Source organism: Streptomyces sp. DH37 (assembly GCF_029813835.1).
Lineage (GTDB): Bacteria > Actinomycetota > Actinomycetes > Streptomycetales > Streptomycetaceae > Streptomyces.
This window is the reverse complement of record NZ_JARVKV010000092.1, coordinates 1-17,643: the sequence shown is the minus strand read 5'-3', so window position 1 is coordinate 17,643 and position 17,643 is coordinate 1. Positions and strand designations below refer to the sequence as shown.

Annotated in this window: 15 protein-coding genes and 2 rRNA genes; 12 read left to right on the top strand and 5 right to left on the bottom strand. The window is 74.9% G+C overall.

Features of this window, described 5'->3' with window-relative positions:
• The 4 genes from QC029_RS28625 to QC029_RS28610 form a co-directional block, all read left to right on the top strand.
• Positions 1 to 82 (top strand): 23S ribosomal RNA (locus QC029_RS28625); the annotation flags it as partial.
• A gap of 111 nt (positions 83 to 193) precedes the next feature.
• Positions 194 to 310 (top strand): 5S ribosomal RNA (gene rrf, locus QC029_RS28620).
• A 189-nt stretch (positions 311 to 499) separates the two neighbouring features.
• Entirely contained in the window at positions 500 to 1,672 is a 1,173-nt protein-coding gene (locus QC029_RS31140) for a hypothetical protein (RefSeq protein WP_336621619.1), read from the top strand.
• Positions 1,657 to 2,475, top strand: a complete 819-nt coding sequence (locus QC029_RS28610; RefSeq protein ID WP_279558734.1) for a tetratricopeptide repeat protein — start codon at positions 1,657 to 1,659, stop codon at positions 2,473 to 2,475. The genes QC029_RS31140 and QC029_RS28610 overlap by 16 nt, the downstream gene beginning before the upstream one ends.
• Before the next feature lie 57 nt (positions 2,476 to 2,532).
• Here QC029_RS28610 and QC029_RS28605 read toward each other — a convergent pair whose 3' ends face one another.
• Complete coding sequence (locus tag QC029_RS28605; RefSeq protein WP_279558732.1) at positions 2,533 to 3,837, bottom strand: DUF1015 domain-containing protein; 1,305 nt, start codon at positions 3,835 to 3,837, stop codon at positions 2,533 to 2,535.
• 77 nt (positions 3,838 to 3,914) lie between these two features.
• Here QC029_RS28605 and QC029_RS28600 point away from each other — a divergent pair, with 77 nt between their 5' ends.
• Positions 3,915 to 4,985, top strand: coding sequence for an HAD hydrolase-like protein (locus QC029_RS28600; RefSeq protein ID WP_279558731.1), 1,071 nt, complete (start codon positions 3,915 to 3,917; stop codon positions 4,983 to 4,985).
• An 87-nt stretch (positions 4,986 to 5,072) separates the two neighbouring features.
• Here the strand turns inward: QC029_RS28600 and QC029_RS28595 are convergent, their stop codons facing one another.
• Positions 5,073 to 5,816 (bottom strand): class I SAM-dependent methyltransferase, encoded by a 744-nt coding sequence (locus QC029_RS28595; protein ID WP_279558730.1) that lies wholly within the window; start codon positions 5,814 to 5,816, stop codon positions 5,073 to 5,075.
• 88 nt (positions 5,817 to 5,904) lie between these two features.
• Positions 5,905 to 6,252 carry an SCP2 sterol-binding domain-containing protein gene (locus tag QC029_RS28590; RefSeq protein ID WP_279558729.1) on the bottom strand — a complete coding sequence of 116 codons (348 nt, stop codon included), beginning with the start codon at positions 6,250 to 6,252 and terminating at the stop codon, positions 5,905 to 5,907.
• Between the two features lie 71 nt (positions 6,253 to 6,323).
• Between QC029_RS28590 and QC029_RS28585 the strand changes: the two genes are divergently transcribed.
• The 5 genes from QC029_RS28585 to QC029_RS28565 all read left to right on the top strand — a co-directional run bounded on the left by QC029_RS28585 (position 6,324) and on the right by QC029_RS28565 (position 11,677).
• Positions 6,324 to 6,641 carry a hypothetical protein gene (locus tag QC029_RS28585; protein WP_279558728.1) on the top strand — a complete coding sequence of 106 codons (318 nt, stop codon included), beginning with the start codon at positions 6,324 to 6,326 and terminating at the stop codon, positions 6,639 to 6,641.
• A gap of 7 nt (positions 6,642 to 6,648) precedes the next feature.
• The gene (locus QC029_RS28580; protein WP_279558727.1) at positions 6,649 to 7,479 is read left to right on the top strand and encodes a TlyA family RNA methyltransferase; all 831 of its coding nucleotides are present in this window, start codon (positions 6,649 to 6,651) and stop codon (positions 7,477 to 7,479) included.
• An 89-nt stretch (positions 7,480 to 7,568) separates the two neighbouring features.
• Positions 7,569 to 8,456 (top strand): NAD kinase, encoded by an 888-nt coding sequence (locus tag QC029_RS28575; RefSeq protein WP_279558733.1) that lies wholly within the window; start codon positions 7,569 to 7,571, stop codon positions 8,454 to 8,456.
• A gap of 95 nt (positions 8,457 to 8,551) precedes the next feature.
• Entirely contained in the window at positions 8,552 to 10,303 is a 1,752-nt protein-coding gene (recN, locus tag QC029_RS28570) for a DNA repair protein RecN (RefSeq protein ID WP_279558726.1), read from the top strand.
• A gap of 204 nt (positions 10,304 to 10,507) precedes the next feature.
• Complete coding sequence (locus tag QC029_RS28565; RefSeq protein WP_279558725.1) at positions 10,508 to 11,677, top strand: glycosyltransferase family 4 protein; 1,170 nt, start codon at positions 10,508 to 10,510, stop codon at positions 11,675 to 11,677.
• Positions 11,678 to 11,717: 40 nt separating this feature from the next.
• On the opposite strand, the gene QC029_RS28560 is transcribed toward QC029_RS28565, so the two are convergent.
• The gene (locus QC029_RS28560; protein ID WP_279558724.1) at positions 11,718 to 12,758 is read right to left on the bottom strand and encodes a LacI family DNA-binding transcriptional regulator; all 1,041 of its coding nucleotides are present in this window, start codon (positions 12,756 to 12,758) and stop codon (positions 11,718 to 11,720) included.
• Positions 12,759 to 12,949: 191 nt separating this feature from the next.
• Complete coding sequence (locus tag QC029_RS28555; RefSeq protein ID WP_279558723.1) at positions 12,950 to 14,761, bottom strand: glycoside hydrolase family 15 protein; 1,812 nt, start codon at positions 14,759 to 14,761, stop codon at positions 12,950 to 12,952.
• Between the two features lie 417 nt (positions 14,762 to 15,178).
• Between QC029_RS28555 and QC029_RS28550 the strand changes: the two genes are divergently transcribed.
• Entirely contained in the window at positions 15,179 to 16,876 is a 1,698-nt protein-coding gene (locus QC029_RS28550) for a CTP synthase (RefSeq protein ID WP_279558722.1), read from the top strand.
• Positions 16,877 to 16,879: 3 nt separating this feature from the next.
• The gene (locus QC029_RS28545) at positions 16,880 to 17,560 is read left to right on the top strand and encodes an NUDIX hydrolase (RefSeq protein ID WP_279558721.1); all 681 of its coding nucleotides are present in this window, start codon (positions 16,880 to 16,882) and stop codon (positions 17,558 to 17,560) included.
• Positions 17,561 to 17,643: the final 83 nt, after the last annotated feature.

Sequence of the window (17,643 nt, the reverse complement as noted above, 5' to 3'; positions counted from 1 at the left end):
GACGACCGGGTTGATAGGCCAGATATGGAAGCCTCGTGAGGGGTGGAGTTGACTGGTACTAATAGGCCGAGGGCTTGACCATAGATTTGCTCGCGTCCACTGTGTGGGTTCTGAGACCACGACCGGCTTGGCCGGATGTTGGGGTTTCAATTGAACAGTGTGTTTGTTCGCTTGGAACATCCGTGGTTGGTGTTTCGGTGGTCATGGCGAGAGGGAAACGCCCGGTTACATTCCGAACCCGGAAGCTAAGCCTTTCAGCGCCGATGGTACTGCATGGGGGACCGTGTGGGAGAGTAGGACGCCGCCGAACAATTATTGAAGGGCCCTTGGTCCCAGCGTTCATGCTGGTGCCAAGGGCCCTTTTGTTATTTGTGCATGAAGAAGAACGTGTACCACCCCAAGACAGGAGCCACATCGATGTCCAACTCTTCCGAGGAACAGCCTGGCCGGCCTGAGCGCTCGGACAGGCCGCGTCGCCAGGGGGGCGATGAGAGGCGGGGTGGGTTCCGTCGTGATGACCGTCGTGGGGAGCGGCCGTCGTATCGGCGTGATGAGCGTGGTGAGCGTCCTCGTGGTCCGCGTCGGGATGACGAGCGGGGTGATCGTGGTGGTTTCCGGCGCGATGACCGGCCCTCCTACCGTCGGGATGACCGGCGTGACGAGCGGCCCTCGTACCAGCGTGACGACCGCCGTGATGAGCGGCGTGACGACCGGGGCGGTTTCCGGCGTGATGACCGGGAGCAGGGGCGTGGTGAGCGGGGCGGTTTCCGCCGTGACGACCGCCGTGATGACCGGCCTTCGTACCGTCGTGATGACCGTCGTGACGAGCGGCGCGATGATCGGCCCTCGTACCGCCGGGATGAGCGGGGCGATGACCGGGGCGGCTTCCGCCGTGACGACCGCCGCGACGACCGGGGTGACCGGCCGCGCGGCCCGCGGCGCGACGACGACCGGGGTGGGTTCCGCCGTGATGACCGTCGTGGGGAGCGGCCGTCGTATCGGCGTGATGAGCGTGGTGAGCGTCCTCGTGGTCCGCGTCGGGATGACGAGCGGGGTGATCGTGGTGGTTTCCGCCGTGACGACCGGCCCTCCTATCGTCGGGATGACCGGCGTGACGAGCGGCCCTCGTACCAGCGTGACGAGCGGCGCGATGAGCGGCGTGACGACCGGGGCGGTTTCCGGCGTGATGACCGGGAGCAGGGGCGTGGGGAGCGGGGCGGCTTCCGCCGTGACGACCGGCCTTCGTACCGTCGGGATGACCGGCGTGATGAGCGGCCCTCGTACCAGCGTGACGACCGCCGTGACGAGCGGCGCGATGATCGACCCTCGTACCGTCGTGACGAGCGGCGCGATGAGCGGCCCTCGTACCGCCGGGATGAGCGGGGCGATGACCGGGGCGGCTTCCGCCGTGACGACCGCCGCGACGACCGGGGTGACCGGCCGCGCGGCCCGCGGCGCGACGACGACCGGGGAAGGCGCCCGTACGGCCAGGGTGGCGGCCGGGGCCGTGACGAGCGGGGTGGTTTCCGCGGCCGTCGCGACGACCGGCCCTCGTACCGGCGCGACGACCGCCCGCGCGATCGCGACCAGGACCGGGAGCCGCTCAGGCGGCTGCCGATCCCGGAGGACGTCACCGGCTACGAGCTCGACAAGGACGTGCGGCAGGAGCTGATGAGCCTGCCCAAGACGCTCGCCGAGGACGTCGCCAAGAACCTGGTGATGGTGGCGAAGCTGCTGGACGAGGACGCCGAGCAGGCGTACGGCTACGCCAAGGTCGCGCTGCGGCTGGCCTCCCGCGTCGCAGCGGTGCGCGAGGCCGCGGGCTTCGCCGCCTACGGGGTGGAGAAGTACGCCGAGGCGCTGGCCGAGTTCCGTGCGGCCCGGCGGATGACCGGCTCCTCCCACCTGTGGCCCGTGATGGCCGACTGCGAGCGCGGTCTCGGCCGGCCGGAGAAGGCTCTTGCCATGGCGGGCGAGCCGGAGGTGCAGAAGCTCGACAAGGCCGGGCAGGTGGAGATGCGACTGGTCGCGGCCGGTGCGCGGCGTGACATGGGACAGGCCGAGGCCGCCGTGGTCACGCTCCAGAGCCCCGAGCTGGCGTCGCACTCCGTGCAGCCGTGGACGGCGCGGCTGCGGTACGCGTACGCCGACGCGCTGCTGGCCGTGGGGCGCGAGGAGGAGGCCCGTGAGTGGTTCGCCAGGGCGCTGGAAGCCGACCAGGGCGGGATGACGGACGCGTCGGACCGGCTGGCGCAGCTGGACGGCGTGGAGTTCGTGGACGCGCTCGACCCGGAGGCCGACCTGGAGGTCGACGCGGAGGAAGGGCTCGAGCCGGAGAAGCCGGAGGGCCTGAAGGAGCCGGAGGAGCTGAAGGAGCCGGAGGGGGAGGCCGAGGACGCCCCCGCGGGGGAGCCCGGGGAGCCCGGGAAGTCCGAGGCCGACCGCACCGGCCGGGACGGGGAAGACGAGCGCTGAGCGGCGTGTGACGAGGGCGGGATCCGTGGTGAACGGGTCCCGCCCTCCGTCGTACGGTCAGCCTTCCGGGGCGTCCTCGAGAGCGCGCAGCACCAGGCCGGTGGCCGGTTTGGGGCCGAAGGACGTGGACTTGCGCGGCATGGTGACGCCCCGGCGGGCCAGGTGGCGGACGGTGTCCTCCGCGACCGCGCGCATCAGGACCGCCGAGCCCCCCAGGCGTTCGGCCTGCCCCACGGCCGCCGCCGCGTCGTGGAGGTAGCCGATCTCGGAGGGCAGGTCGGGTATCCGCCAGACGTCGGCCAGCAGGGCGGAGTGCAGGACCGTGGCGTCCAGTCGGCGCCACTCCTCGGGGCGGTCGGAGCGGACGGTGCGGGAGAGCAGGGCGGGGTCGGGATCGTGGAGCAGGTGGAAGGAGCCGTCGCCGGTGAGGAGGAAGGCGTTGCCGGGTGTGGCGTCCAGGGCGCGCAGGGCGCGGGGGAGCGGGCCGTCGACCGTCCGTACGCGGAAGGCGCCCTCCAGCCGGGCGAGGGCGTCGGCCACCGGCAGGCGGGGCAGTACGCGGTGGATGGCCTGCACCCGCAGCGGGTAGCGGACGGTGTCCACCAGCAGGACCAGGCCGTGGTCCCAGAAGCCGTCCCGGTCGGCGGGCCCGGCGGTGCGCTCGGCCCGGAGCCGCAGGTAGGTGGCCCAGCGGTGGTGGCCGTCGGCGATGAGCGCCTGCCGGCGGGAGAGGTCGCCGCCGGTCTCGGCGAGCTCGTCCGGGTCGGTGAGCGCCCACAGCCGGTGCGAGAAGCCGTCCTCCGTGGTCGTGGCGAGCAGCGGGGGCCGGGCGATGGCGCGTTCGATGACGGCGGCCGCGCCGGTCGTGGTGCCGTCGCCGCGGTACGACAGCAGCAGCGGTTCGAGGTTGGCGGCGGTCTCGCGCATCAGGGCCGCGCGGTCCTCGACGACCTCCGGTATCACGTCCTCGTGGGGCAGGACGACGCCCTCGTCCGGCGGGGTCAGCCGCAGGGCGCCGATCAGCCCGCGCTGGAGGGCGTCGCCCCGGCGCTGCTCGTAGACGTACAGGGCCGGGCGCGGATCCCGGGTGAGGACGCCCTCGGACTCCCAGCGGCGCAGGGTGTCCGCGGCCTGCCGGTGGCGGGCGGCGGGATCGGCGGCCTCCGGGAGGATCAGCCGGACGATGTTGTACGGGTCGGCGGTCTGCAGGTGGTGCAGCCCGTCGGGCCGGACCACGACGTCGTACGGGGGAGAGGTCACGGCGGCGAGGCTTCCGACCCGGTCGGGGGCGTAGCGCAGGCCGCGGAAGGGGGCGAGGCGGAGGCCGCCCGAGGGGTGTTCGGGGCCCGTGGATCGCAACATTGGTGCATGCTATGCCGCTGTGCGGGCTGAGGGATGATCGGGGGAGAAAGACCGCCAGCGCGAGGAGCGAGAAGACGATGACCGGTTCCCACCGCCCGATACGCACCCGGCCGGAGGGCTGCGTACGCCCGCCGAGCCAGGCGTACGACACCGCCCTGCTCGACCTGGACGGCGTGGTCTACGCGGGCGGCGAGGCGGTCGTCCACGCGGTCGAGTCCCTCGCCGCGGCCCGCGAGGCCGGGATGCGGCTGGCGTACGTGACGAACAACGCGGCGCGCACGCCCCTGACCGTCGCCGGGCACCTGACGCGCCTGGGGGTGCCCGCCGAGCCGGACGAGGTGGTCACCTCGGCGCAGGCGGTGGCCCGGATGATGGCCGAGGAGCTGCCCGAGGGGGCGCGGGTGCTGTGCGTGGGCGGTGAGGGCCTGCGGGTGGCGCTGCGCGAGCGCGGGCTGGAGCCGGTGGAGTCCGCGGACGACGGCCCGGTGGCGGTCGTGCAGGGGTACGGCGGCCCGGAGCTGCCGTGGGGGCGGCTGGCGGAGGCGGCGATCGCGGTGGGGCGCGGACTGCCGTGGTTCGCCTCCAACACGGATTTGACGATCCCCAGTGGGCGGGGCATCGCGCCGGGCAACGGCGCGGCCGTGGAGGTGGTGCGGATCGCGACCCGCTGGATGCGTCCGGCGCCGGAGCCGAAGGCGGCGGGCAAGCCGCTGCCGCCGATGCACCGCGAGACGATCCTGCGGACGGGCGCCGAGCGGCCGCTGGTGGTCGGGGACCGGCTGGACACCGACATCGAGGGCGCGTACGCGGGGGGCGTGGACTCGCTGCTGGTGCTCACCGGGGTGACGGACGCGGCGCAGCTGCTGGCGGCGCGTCCCGAGCACCGGCCGACGTACGTGGCGGCCGACCTGCGGGGGCTGCACCGGGCGCAGCCGGAGGTGGAGGAGTCGCGGGACGGGGTCGGCGGCGGGTTCGCGTGCGGCGGCTGGACCGCCTCGGTGCGGGACGGCGCGCTGCGCCTGGAGGGCCGGGGGGACGACCCGCTGGACGGACTGCGGGCGCTGTGCGCCGCCGCGTGGACGGAGGCGGGGGAGGGCGTGTGCGACCTGCCCGGGGGCGACGGGGCGCTGGCCGTACTCGGGCTGTGAGACCCCGCCCCCGGGCCGCGGGACGACGGTGCGCTCCGGCGGCGGTGCCCGTCCCGGCGGCGATGGCCCGGTTCGGCGGGGAGGGCCTCAGCGGAGGGTGAGGCTCAGGGCCGCGACGTAGGACTCCTCGACCGTACCGCCGGGGAAGAGGGCGCTCAGCCGGTCGCGCTCCCCGGCCAGGAACGCGCCGGTGGCCTCCTTCCCCAGGACGAGGAAGTCGGAGTGGCTGGCGAGGTTGGCCAGATGGGTCTCCAGCGGCACCCGCCGGGACCAGCGCACCTGCCGGCGGGTGAAGCCGGGCCCGGACGGCAGCGCGCGGGCACGGGCCGCCTCCACCGCGTCCCGCCCGGCGCCGAAGAAGCGGCGCACGCGGGCGGCCTGGTCGGCGATCCAGCCGACGGACTCGTCGGCGTCGTTGCGCAGCACGGCGAGGGCGCCGCCGGGGCACAGGACGCGGAGGGCCTCGGGCACCGACCGCCCGGGGTCGGTCCAGTGCCAGGCCTGGGCGTAGGTGACGAGGTCGAAGCGGCCGGAGGCCAGCGGCAGGCGGTCCCCGTCGCCGCGCACCACGGGGAGGCCGGGGAGGGCGCGGCGGAACTCGGCCGCCATGCCGCCGCCGGGCTCGACGGCCACGACACGGGCGCCGCGGGCGTGGAGGAGGGCGGTGAGGAGTCCGGTGCCGGCTCCGACGTCGGCGGTGCGGGCGCCGGCGAGGGGGCGGCCCGAGAGCTCCTCCACGGCGTCCAGGAGGGCCGGCGGGTAGGAGGGGCGGTTCGCGGCGTACAGGGCCGCGGCGGCGTCGAAGGAGCGGGCGTGGGAGGCGGCGGTCATACGGTCATCGTCGCCGTTCGGGGGGCGCCGCACATCCGGTTTCCGCGGTCTCCCCGTCCGGGCCCGTCCGGCCGGGGCCCGGGGCGGCTCAGAGCAGCGACCGCAGCCGCAGCAGGTCCCGCAGTCCCGCCTCCAGTCTGACGTGGCCCCGGGCCCAGGCCCGGGCGAAGTTCAGCCGGCCGTCCACCAGGGAGACGAGGTCGTCGCTGGTCATGGTCAGTCTGATCTGGGCGCGCTCGGCGGGCGGGCCGTGGACGGTGGCCATGTCCTCGATGCGGCCGTGGACGAGCCGGCCGGTGAAGGTGGTGTCCAGGTCGGTGAGGTGGCAGCTGACGGAGCGCTCCAGGGCGGCCGCGCTGCGCACGCCGTCGTCCGCGTCCGCGAGGTTCCTCGCCAGCCGCTCCAGCGCGGTCCGGCACTGCTGTGTGGTCGCCATCGCCTCACGACGGTACCCCAGGGGGAGTGCCCGTCGCCGGGGAGGAGGCCGCGCGCGGTAGCGTCGTGACCATGGACGAGCCGATGTCCGGCACGGCGCCGGAGACGCAACCACCAGCGCGGGCCCTGGTGGACGCAGGGACGGAACCGCGGGAGGAGCCCCCCGCGGGGGACGGCGGGCCGCGCCCCCTGGGGCTGCACACGGCTCCCACCGGGCACGCCGGGGTCGACGCCCAGCTGCGTCGCCTGGCGGACGCCGACCACCTCGCCGTCTCCGGTCACCTGGAGGTGTACGAGGATGTGCACCGCGGGCTGCGTGACACGCTGACCGCGCTCGACCAGCGACCCGGGCCGCCCGCACCGGGCGCGCCGTACAACCCCGGGAGCTGAACCGCACGTGGCAGCGTCACGAAACCAGCGCGGCCGGCGCGGCCGGCTCGACGCGGAGCTGGTGCGCCGCAGGCTGGCCCGCTCGCGCGAGCACGCCGGCCAGCTCATCGCCGCCGGACGGGTCACCGTCGGCGGCGCCACCGCGACCAAACCCGCCACCCAGGTGGAGACCGGCGCGGCCATCGTCGTGGCCGAGGACGCCGCCGACCCCGACTACGTCTCGCGCGGCGGCCACAAGCTGGCCGGCGCCCTGGCCGCGTTCACCCCGCGCGGGCTGACCGTGGCCGGACGGCGCGCGCTGGACGCCGGGGCCTCCACCGGAGGCTTCACCGACGTGCTGCTGCGCGCCGGGGCCGCGCGGGTCGTCGCCGTCGACGTCGGCTACGGGCAGCTCGCCTGGTCGCTGCGGAGCGACGAGCGGGTGGTGGTGCGCGACCGCACCAACGTCCGCGACCTGACCGTGGAGCAGATCGGCGGCGAGCCGGTGGACCTGGTCGTCGGCGACCTGTCCTTCATCCCGCTCGGCCTGGTGCTGCCCGCCCTGGCGCGCTGCGCCGCGCCCGGCGCCGACCTGGTGCTGATGGTCAAGCCGCAGTTCGAGGTGGGCCGGGAGCGGCTGGGCAGCGGAGGCGTGGTGCGCAGCCCGGCGCTGCGGGCCGAGGCGGTCCGCACCGTCGCGGGCCAAGCCGCCGGACTGGGCCTCGGCGTGCTCGGGGTGACCGCCAGTCCCCTGCCGGGACCCTCCGGTAACGTCGAGTACTTCCTGTGGCTGCGTGCCGGGGCACCCGAACTGGACCCGGCCGATGTCGACCGAGCCGTGGCGGAGGGCCCCCAGTGACCGCGCAGAGCACCGACGAGAACGACCAGAGCGACCGGAGCGACCGGAGCGACCGGAGCGACGAGCACACCGCCGGCACCGGGCGGACCGTGTTCCTGATCACCCACACCGGCCGCCCGGCCGCCGTCCGCAGCGCCGAGCTCGTGGTCCAGGGGCTGCTGCGCAACGGCATCGGCGCGCGCGTCCTGGCGGAGGAGGCGGCCGACCTGACGCTGCCGCCGTCCGTGCAGACGGTGCGGGAGGGCGGGAGCTGCGAGAGCGCCGTGGAGGGCTGCGAGCTGATCGTCGTCCTCGGCGGCGACGGGACGCTGCTGCGCGGCGCCGAGTTCGCCCGCGCCTCGGGGGTGCCGATGCTGGGGGTCAACCTCGGCCGGGTCGGCTTCCTCGCCGAGGCCGAGCGCGACGACCTCGACAAGGTCGTGCGCCGCGTCGTCGCCCGCTCCTACGAGGTCGAGGAGCGGATGACCATCGACGTGCTCGTCCGCAACAACGGAAGCGTCGTCCACCGCGACTGGGCGCTGAACGAGGCGTCGGTGGAGAAGGCCGCCCGCGAGCGGATGCTGGAGGTCGTCGCGGAGGTCGACGGCCGCCCGGTCTCCCGCTTCGGCTGCGACGGCGTGGTGTGCGCCACGCCCACCGGCTCCACGGCCTACGCCTTCTCCGCCGGCGGGCCGGTGGTCTGGCCGGAGGTCGAGGCGCTGCTGCTGGTGCCCATCAGCGCCCACGCGCTGTTCGCCAAGCCCCTGGTCACCACGCCCGAGTCGGTGCTGGCCGTCGAGGTGCAGCCGCAGACCCCGGGCGGCGTCCTGTGGTGCGACGGGCGGCGCACCGTGGAGCTGCCCGCCGGCGCCCGGGTGGAGGTGCGGCGCGGCGAGGTGCCGGTGCGGCTGGCGCGGCTGCACCACGCCTCCTTCACCGACCGCCTGGTGGCGAAGTTCGCCCTCCCGGTGGCCGGCTGGCGCGGGGCGCCGCACTGACCGCGCGTACGCGCGGAGCGGGGCGCGGGCGGGGCGAGGGGCGCGCGGGGCGTGCCGGGCGGACCGCGAGTGGGGATCCGGCCACGGAACCTCGTATGGTCGTATCCGTGTTGGAGGAAATGCGGATTCGGGCCCTGGGCGTGATCGATGACGCCGTCGTCGAGCTGTCCCCCGGCTTCACCGCGGTGACCGGCGAGACCGGCGCGGGCAAGACCATGGTCGTCACCAGCCTGGGACTGCTGCTCGGCGGACGAGCGGACGCCGCCCTGGTACGGGTGGGGGCCAAGGCCGCCGTGGTGGAGGGCCGGATCGTGCTGCCGCCCGGCGCCCCCGCGGCGCGGCGGGCCGAGGAGGCGGGCGCGGAGCTGGACGAGGGCGCGCTGCTGATCAGCCGGACGATCTCGGCGGAGGGCCGTTCGCGCGCCCACGTCGGCGGACGCTCGGTGCCCGTCGGCCTGCTGGCCGAGCTGAGCGAGGACCTGGTGGCGGTGCACGGCCAGACCGACCAGCAGGGCCTGCTGCGTCCGGCCCGGCAGCGGGAGGCGCTGGACCGGTACGCGGGCGAGGCGGTCTCCGTCCCCCTGGCCGGGTACGGCGAGGCCTACCGGCGGCTGCGCGCGGTCTCGGCCGAGCTGGCGGAGCTGACCACGCGGGCGCGCGAGCGCGCCCAGGAGGCCGATCTGCTGCGCTTCGGCCTGGAGGAGATCGCCGCCGCCGAGCCCCGGGCGGGCGAGGACGCCGAGCTGGCCGCGGAGGCCGAGCGGCTCGGCCACGCCGAGGCCCTGGCATCGGCCGCGGCCACCGCCCACGGCGCCCTCGTCGGCGATCCGGCCGACCCCGAGGCCGTGGACGCCACCGCCCTGGTCGCCGGCGCCCAGCGCGCCCTGGAGGCCGTGCGGTCGCACGATCCGGCGCTGGCGTCGCTGGCCGACCGGCTGGGCGAGGTGGGCATCCTGCTGGCGGACGTGGCCGGGGAGCTGGCGGGCTACGCGGACGACCTGGACGCCGACCCGCTGCGGCTGGCCGCCGTCGAGGAGCGCCGGGCCGTCCTGGCCCATCTGACCCGCAAGTACGGCGAGGACACCGCCGCCGTCCTGGCCTGGGCCGAGGAGAGCGCCGCCCGGCTCGCCGAACTCGAGGGCGACGACGACCGGATCGGCGCCCTGACCGCCGAACGCGACGCGCTCCGCGCCGAACTGGCCGCCCACGCCCAGCGGCTGACGGACGCGCGGGCGGAGGCGGCGAAGCGGTTCGCCGACGCGGTCACCGCCGAGCTCGCCGAGCTCGCCATGCCGCACGCCCGCGTCACCGTGGAGCTGCGGCAGCACGTGACGGCGGACGAGGAGGCGGGGATCGAGGTGGACGGACGGCTGGTCGCCTTCGGCCCGCACGGCGTGGACGACGTCGAGCTGCTGCTCGCCCCGCACCCCGGCGCCCCGCCCCGCCCGATCGCCAAGGGCGCCTCGGGCGGCGAGCTGTCCAGGGTGATGCTCGCGGTCGAGGTCGTCTTCGCGGGCACCGCCCCGGTGCCGACCTACCTCTTCGACGAGGTGGACGCCGGGGTCGGCGGCAAGGCGGCCGTCGAGGTCGGGCGGCGCCTGGCGCGGCTGGCGAGGTCGGCGCAGGTCGTGGTCGTCACCCACCTCCCGCAGGTCGCCGCGTTCGCCGACCGCCATCTGGTGGTGGAGAAGACCTCCGACGGCTCGGTGACGCGCAGCGGCGTGAAGACCCTCCGGGGCGAGGACCGGGTGCGCGAGCTGTCCCGGATGCTGGCCGGGCAGGAGGACTCCGAACTCGCCCGCGCCCATGCCGAGGAGCTGCTGGAGGCGGCCCGCGCCGGCCTCTGAGGCCGGTCCGCGCCCCCCGGCCCCGCGCCCCGGCGTTTCACCCGTACGGCGTGGCGTCCCGCCGGGGCCGGCAGTGGCATCCTGGACGCGGTGCACCGCCGGTACGCCGTACGCTGCCGTGCGTGGTCCGCGGCCCCGGACGGGGGCGGCGGGCCCCGCGAGTCCGAGCCGTCCGAGCCCTCACGCCAGGAGCCCGAGCCCCTTGTGAACAGCACCCCGGTACCGCCGCGCGGCAGGCCGTCGCTGCACGTCGTGCAGGTGATCGGCGGCGGCAGCGCCCGTGTCTGCGCGCACGTGCGCTCCCTGGCCGCCGGACTGGTGGCGCGCGGGGTGCGGGTGACCGTCTGCGCGCCGCCCGGCACCGAACCGGACTACGGCTTCACCCGCCTCGGCGCCCGTTTCGTCCCCCTGACCGGCCGTACCGACCCCGAGGCGGTCACGGCGCTGCGCGCGGTGTGCGCGGACGCCGACGTGGTCCACGCCCACGGTCTGCGCGCCGGGATGCCGGCCGCCCTGGCGCTGTGCGGACGGCGCCGCACGCCGCTGGTGGTCACCTGGCACGCCCGGACCCAGGCAGTGGGGGCGCGGGCCCGGCTGATGTGGCTGCTGGAGCGGCGGGTGGTACGGGCGGCGCGGGTGGTGTTCGGCACCACCTCGGACCTGGTGGACCGGGCCCGCCGCCACGGTGCCCGCGACGCCCGGCTGGCCCCGGTGTCCGTGCCCGTGCCGCGCGCGGAGCGCGACGGTCCGTCGGCCCGGCCGTCCGGCGCGCCCGTTCCCGGGCAGCCGGAGGAGGCGGACGGGGCGCGGGAGAAGACGCGGGCCGAACTCGGGGTCACCGGGCGTCCGCTGGTCCTCGCCGTCGGCCGCCTCGCCCCCCGCCAGGGGCACACCACCTTGCTGACCGCCTCCCGCGCCTGGCGCCGCCTCGACCCGCAGCCGCTGCTGGCCATCGCCGGGGAGGGGCCCGCACGGCCCGCGCTGCAACGCCGCATCGAGGCCGAGGAGCTGCCGGTGCGGCTGCTGGGACGGCGCGAGGACGCCCTGGAGCTGCTCGCGGCCGCCGACGTCGCGGTGCTGCCCGCGCGCTGGGAGGGGCGGGCGGTGGTGGCCCAGGAGGCGCTGCGGGCGGGGGTGCCGCTGGTGGCGACCGCGGTGGGCGGTCTGCCGGAGTTGGTCGGCGACGCCGCGCTGCTGGTGCCCTACGGCGACGCGCGGGCGCTGGCGGACGCGGTGGGCGGCCTGCTGGGCGACCCCGCCCGGCGCCGGAGGCTGGCCGCGGCCGGGCGCGTCCAGGCGGCGACCTGGCCGAGTGAGGACGACACGGTGACCCAGGCGCTGAGCGTGTACGACGAGCTGGCGCCGGGGCGCTGAGCGGCGCGCCGCTCCCGCTCCCGTGGCGGGGCCGGCCGGCTCAGCTGGAGTCGCGGACGACCAGGTGCGCGGGGGTGACGACCGGGGCCGGCGGACTGGCGGCGGGCGCGCCGTCCGCGCCCAGCCCGAGCCGCTGCAGCAGCAGCTCCGCCATCATCCGGCCCATGCCCTGGATGTCCTGGCGCACGGTGGTCAGGGCCGGCTCGGCCCAGGCGGCCTGCTCCAGGTCGTCGTAGCCGACCACGGCCACGTCCCCGGGCACCCGCACCCCCCGGGCGCGCAGCGTCCGCATCGCTCCCGTGGCCGTCAGGTCGTTCCCCGCGAAGACCGCGTCCAGGTCCGGCGAGCGGTCCAGCAGCTCGGCCATGGCCCGCTCGCCGCCCTCGGCGGTGAAGTCGCCGTGGGCGACCAGCGCGGGGTCGGCCTCGGCCACGCCCAGGGCGTCGAGGTAGCCGTCGAGCCGGTCCAGGGCGGAGGTCTGGTCCAGGGGGCCGGTGATCACGGCGATCCGCCGCCGTCCCCGCTCCAGCAGGTGCTCCACCGCCTGGCGGGCGCCGCCGCGGTTGTCGGTGTCCACGTACAGCAGGTCGGGGTCGTCCTCGGCGCCGGGCCAGCCCGGCCGGCCGCCGAAGACGGTGGGCAGGCCGGAGGCGTTCGCCATGGACGGCAGCGGGTCGTCGCGGTGGAGCGAGAACATCAGCGCGCCGTCCACGTGCCCGCCCGCCAGGTAGCGGCCGATGCGGTCGTAGTCCGTGCGTCCCTCCAGCAGCATGAGCAGCAGCTGGGTGTCGCACGCGGCCAGCTCGCGGCTGATGCCGCGCAGCTGCTGGGAGAAGAAGGGGTCGGAGAACACCCGCGTCTCCGGCTCGGCGATCACCACGGCGACGGCCCCGGTGCGGCGGGTGACCAGACTGCGCGCCGCGCTGTTGGGCACGTAGCCCAGCTCCGCCACGGAGGCCTGGACCCGGTCGCGGAGGGACTTGCGGACGCCGACGCCCCCGTTGACCACGCGCGACACGGTGGCACGGGAGACCCCGGCGTGAGCGGCGACCGCTTCGAGGGTGGGTCTGGGACCGTGCACGGCGAACTCCTTCTCTCGCGGAATCCCGACGCTACCGCCGGACGCGGACAGTCGGCAGGCTCCCTGGTGAGAGCGTTTTCACGGCTCTGTTCTACAACACCGCGGCACGGAACCGCCCGGCGTGTCCGGAGAACGGACGCGCCGGGCGGTGCCGTGCCGGTGCCGTACGGGCGGGCCGTGCCGGCGGGCCGTCAGCCGCCGTACGCGCCCGAGGCCGTCAGCCGCAGGGCCGTGTCGATCAGGGGGACGTGGCTGAACGCCTGCGGGAAGTTGCCCACCTGGCGCCCCAGGCGGGAGTCCCACTCCTCCGCGAGCAGCCCCAGGTCGTTGCGGAGCGAGAGCAGCTTCTCGAAGAGCCTGCGCGCCTCCTCGACCCGGCCGATCATCGCCAGGTCGTCGGCCAGCCAGAAGGAGCAGGCCAGGAACGCGCCCTCGTCGCCCTCCAGCCCGTCCAGGCCCGCCTGGTCGCCCGAGGTCGGGTAGCGCAGCACGAAGCCGTCCGGCGTGGACAGCTCGCGCTGGATGGCCTCGATGGTGCCGATGACCCGCTTGTCGTCCGGCGGCAGGAAGCCCACCTGCGGGATGAGCAGCAGGGAGGCGTCCAGCTCCTTGGACCCGTAGGACTGGGTGAAGGTGTTGCGCTCCTTGTCGTAGCCCTTCTCGCAGACGTCGCGGTGTATCTCGTCGCGCAGCTCGCGCCACCGCTCCAGCGGGCCGTCCGCCTCGCCGGACTCGATCAGGCGGATCGTGCGGTCCACCGCCACCCAGGCCATGACCTTGGAGTGGACGAAGTGGCGGCGCGGGCCGCGGACCTCCCATATGCCCTCGTCCGGCTCGTTCCAGTGGTCCTCCAGGTAGGTGATCAGCTTGATCTGGAGGAGGCTGGCGTAGTCGTTGCGCGCCAGGCCGGTCATGTGCGCCAGGTGGAGGGCCTCGATGACCTCGCCGTAGACGTCGAGCTGGAGCTGGGAGGCGGCGCCGTTGCCGACCCGGACCGGCTGGGAGTTCTCGTAGCCGGGCAGCCAGGTCAGCTCCGTCTCGCCCAGCTCGCGCTCGCCGGCGATGCCGTACATGATCTGGAGGTTCTCCGGGTCGCCGGCGACCGCGCGCAGCAGCCACTCGCGCCAGGCGAGCGCCTCGCTGCGGTAGCCGGTGCGCAGCAGCGACGACAGGGTGATCGCCGCGTCCCGCAGCCAGGTGAAGCGGTAGTCCCAGTTGCGCACGCCGCCGATGTGCTCGGGCAGCGAGGTGGTGGGGGCGGCGACGATGCCGCCGGTGGGGGCGTAGGTCAGCGCCTTGAGCGTGATCAGGGAGCGCACCACCGCCTCGCGGTACGGGCCGTGGTACGTGCACTGGCGGACCCAGTCGCGCCAGAAGTCCTCGGTCGCCGTCAGGGACGCCTCCGGCTCCGCGGGCGCCGGGGGCTCCTTGTGCGAGGGCTGCCAGCTGATCGTCATCGCCACCCGGTCGCCCGGGGCGACGGTGAAGTCGGCGTAGGTGGTCAGGTCCTTGCCGTAGGTGTCGGCCTCGGAGTCCACCCACACGGAGTCGGGGCCGGCCACCGCGACGGTGCGGCCGTCCACCTTGTGCACCCACGGCACCACCCAGCCGTAGGAGAACCGCATCCGCAGCGCCGAACGCATCGGCACGCGGCCGCTGACGCCCTCCACGATGCGGATGAGCTGCGGCGCGTGGTGCTCGCGCGGCGGCATGAAGTCGATCACCCGCACCGTTCCGCGCGGGGTGTCCCACTCGGACTCCAGGATCAGGGAGTCGCCCCGGTAGCGGCGGCGGCTGGCGACCGGCGGCTCCTGCCCCGGGGCGTACGCGGGGCCCAGCCGCCAGAAGCCGTGCTCCTCGGTGCCCAGGAGGCCGGCGAAGACGGCGTGGGAGTCGAACCGGGGCAGGCACAGCCAGTCGACCGAACCGTCCCGGCAGACCAGGGCGGCGGTCTGCATGTCCCCGATGAGTGCGTAATCCTCGATGCGCCCGGCCACGAGCATCTCCAGTCGAACTGCGGCTACGCCCCGTGGGACGCGCGGTTTTCCGTCCTGCCCGCGTGAGAAGGGCCACGTGGGCAGTCTGAGCAGGATACGACGCGGCCAGATGATCCGCGCCGAGGTCACCATAGGGGTGACGGGCCCTTCCAGGTGACAACTATCCGGTGTTTGACGGCCGCAGTGGTGCGGCCGGGGCGGGCCGGCCGCCCGGACGGCGCCGTGACGGCCGTCCAGGCAACTGTGCCACGGTCCGCGTCGCGACGGGCCGCGCCTCGGCAGCTCCGACGCGCCGCTGATACCCTGGTAGCCCGTGGAGCGGAGGGCACAGAAACCCCCGAACCGCAGCGACGGCACCCCCGCCGGACGAACGGGGCGCCGCAGCGCACGTCATCTCGCGACCACGGGAGCCCCCTCTTGGCCATGCCGACTCGATCCTCGACATCCATGACGACCAAGCACCTCTTCGTCACCGGGGGTGTCGCCTCCTCGCTCGGCAAGGGCCTGACCGCCTCCAGCCTGGGCGCCCTGCTCAAGGCGCGGGGGCTGCGGGTCACCATGCAGAAGCTCGACCCGTACCTCAACGTCGACCCCGGCACGATGAACCCCTTCCAGCACGGCGAGGTGTTCGTCACCAACGACGGCGCCGAGACCGACCTGGACATCGGCCACTACGAGCGCTTCCTCGACGTCGACCTGGACGGCTCCGCCAACGTCACCACCGGCCAGATCTACTCCACGGTCATCGCCAAGGAGCGGCGCGGCGAGTACCTGGGCGACACCGTGCAGGTCATCCCGCACATCACCAACGAGATCAAGCACCGCATCCGCCGGATGGCCACCGACGACGTGGACGTGGTGATCACCGAGGTCGGCGGCACCGTCGGCGACATCGAGTCGCTGCCCTTCCTGGAGGCCGTGCGTCAGGTGCGGCACGAGGTCGGCCGCGACAACGTCTTCGTCGTCCACATCTCGCTGCTGCCCTACATCGGCCCCTCCGGCGAGCTGAAGACCAAGCCCACCCAGCACTCGGTCGCCGCCCTGCGCAACATCGGCATCCAGCCCGACGCGATCGTGCTGCGCGCCGACCGCGACGTGCCCGTCTCCATCAAGCGCAAGATCTCGCTGATGTGCGACGTGGACGAGGAGGCGGTGGTGGCCTGCAAGGACGCCCCGTCGATCTACGACATCCCCAAGGTGCTGCACACCGAGGGCCTGGACGCCTACGTGGTGCGCCGCCTGGGCCTGCCCTTCCGCGACGTGGACTGGACCCAGTGGGACGACCTGCTGCGCCGCGTCCACCAGCCCGACCACGAGGTGACGGTCGCGCTGGTCGGCAAGTACATCGACCTGCCCGACGCCTATCTGTCGGTCACCGAGGCGCTGCGCGCCGGCGGCTTCGCCAACAACGCCCGCGTGAAGATCAAGTGGGTCACCTCCGACGACTGCCGCGTCCCCGGCGGCGCGCGCAGGCAGCTCGGCGACGTGGACGCGATCTGCATCCCCGGCGGCTTCGGCGAGCGCGGGGTGGAGGGCAAGGTCGCCGCGATCACCTACGCCCGCGAGAACGGCGTCCCGCTGCTGGGCCTGTGCCTGGGCCTGCAGTGCATCGTCATCGAGGCCGCCCGCAACCTGGCCGGCATCGAGGGCGCCAACTCCACCGAGTTCGACCAGGCCGCGCCCCACCCGGTGATCTCCACCATGGAGGAGCAGCTCGACATCGTCGCCGGCGAGGGCGACATGGGCGGCACCATGCGGCTGGGCATGTACCCGGCCAAGCTCGCCGAGGGCTCCATCGTGCGCGAGGTCTACGGCGGCGAGCCGTACGTCGAGGAGCGCCACCGCCACCGCTACGAGGTCAACAACCACTACCGGGCCGAGCTGGAGAAGACCGGCCTGGTGTTCTCCGGGACCTCCCCGGACAACAAGCTCGTGGAGTACGTGGAGTACCCGCGCGACACCCACCCCTACCTGGTCGCCACCCAGGCCCACCCCGAGCTGCGCTCCCGGCCCACCCGCCCGCACCCGCTCTTCGCCGGCCTGGTGAAGGCGGCCGTCGAGCGGCAGCAGGGCGCCGGCACCGCCGCGACGGCCCCCGTCGCGGCGGGCAGGGAGGTCTGAGCCGTGGCGGAGACGGACGGGCGGGCGGCGGGGCCCGCGGACGGGCTCGCGGACGGGCCGGGCCCGCGGGACACCCCGCGCCAGTGGCGGGTCACCGCCTCCGAGACGCCGTTCGAGGGCGCCAAGACCAGCGTGCGCACCGACCACGTGGTGATGCCGGACGGCTCGGTCGCCACCCGCGACTACCAGGTCCACCCCGGCTCGGTCGCCGTCCTCGCGCTCGACGAGCGGGACCGGGTGCTGGTGATCAACCAGTACCGGCACCCGGTGCGCCACAAGCTGTGGGAGATCCCCGCCGGCCTGCTCGACGTACCCGGCGAGAACCCGCTGGGCGCCGCCCGGCGCGAGCTGTACGAGGAGGCGCACGTCAGGGCAGGGGACTGGCGGGTGCTGATCGACATGTACTCCTCGCCCGGCGGCAGCGACGAGGCGGTGAGGATCTTCCTGGCCCGCGACCTGTCCGACGCCGAGGGCGAGCGCTTCGCGGTCTCCGAGGAGGAGGCCGACATGGAGGTGGCCCGTGTGCCCCTGGCGGAGCTGGTCCGCGGCGCGCTGGCGGGCGACCTGCACAACAACTGCCTGGTGACCGGCGTCCTGGCGCTGACGGCCGCGCGCACCGAGGGCGGCCTGGACGCCCTGCGCCCGGCCGACGCGCCCTGGCCCGCCAGGCCGTTCGAGGCGTGAGCGGCTCGAGGCACGAGCCGGCCGTGACGGCCGGGGCCTGAACGCGCTCCGGGCGCCGGACGGCCGGCCCGGCGCCCGGAGCG

Bases quoted from the DNA above. Each gene is read 5' to 3' on its own strand.
- QC029_RS28605 (WP_279558732.1), bottom strand. From the start codon at position 3,837: ATGTTGCGATCCACGGGCCCCGAACACCCCTCGGGCGGCCTCCGCCTC.
- QC029_RS28600 (WP_279558731.1), top strand. From the start codon at position 3,915: ATGACCGGTTCCCACCGCCCGATACGCACCCGGCCGGAGGGCTGCGTA.
- QC029_RS28595 (WP_279558730.1), bottom strand. From the start codon at position 5,816: ATGACCGCCGCCTCCCACGCCCGCTCCTTCGACGCCGCCGCGGCCCTG.
- QC029_RS28590 (WP_279558729.1), bottom strand. From the start codon at position 6,252: ATGGCGACCACACAGCAGTGCCGGACCGCGCTGGAGCGGCTGGCGAGG.
- QC029_RS28585 (WP_279558728.1), top strand. From the start codon at position 6,324: ATGGACGAGCCGATGTCCGGCACGGCGCCGGAGACGCAACCACCAGCG.
- recN (WP_279558726.1), top strand. From the start codon at position 8,552: ATGGTCGTATCCGTGTTGGAGGAAATGCGGATTCGGGCCCTGGGCGTG.
- QC029_RS28555 (WP_279558723.1), bottom strand. From the start codon at position 14,761: ATGCTCGTGGCCGGGCGCATCGAGGATTACGCACTCATCGGGGACATG.
- QC029_RS28550 (WP_279558722.1), top strand. From the start codon at position 15,179: ATGCCGACTCGATCCTCGACATCCATGACGACCAAGCACCTCTTCGTC.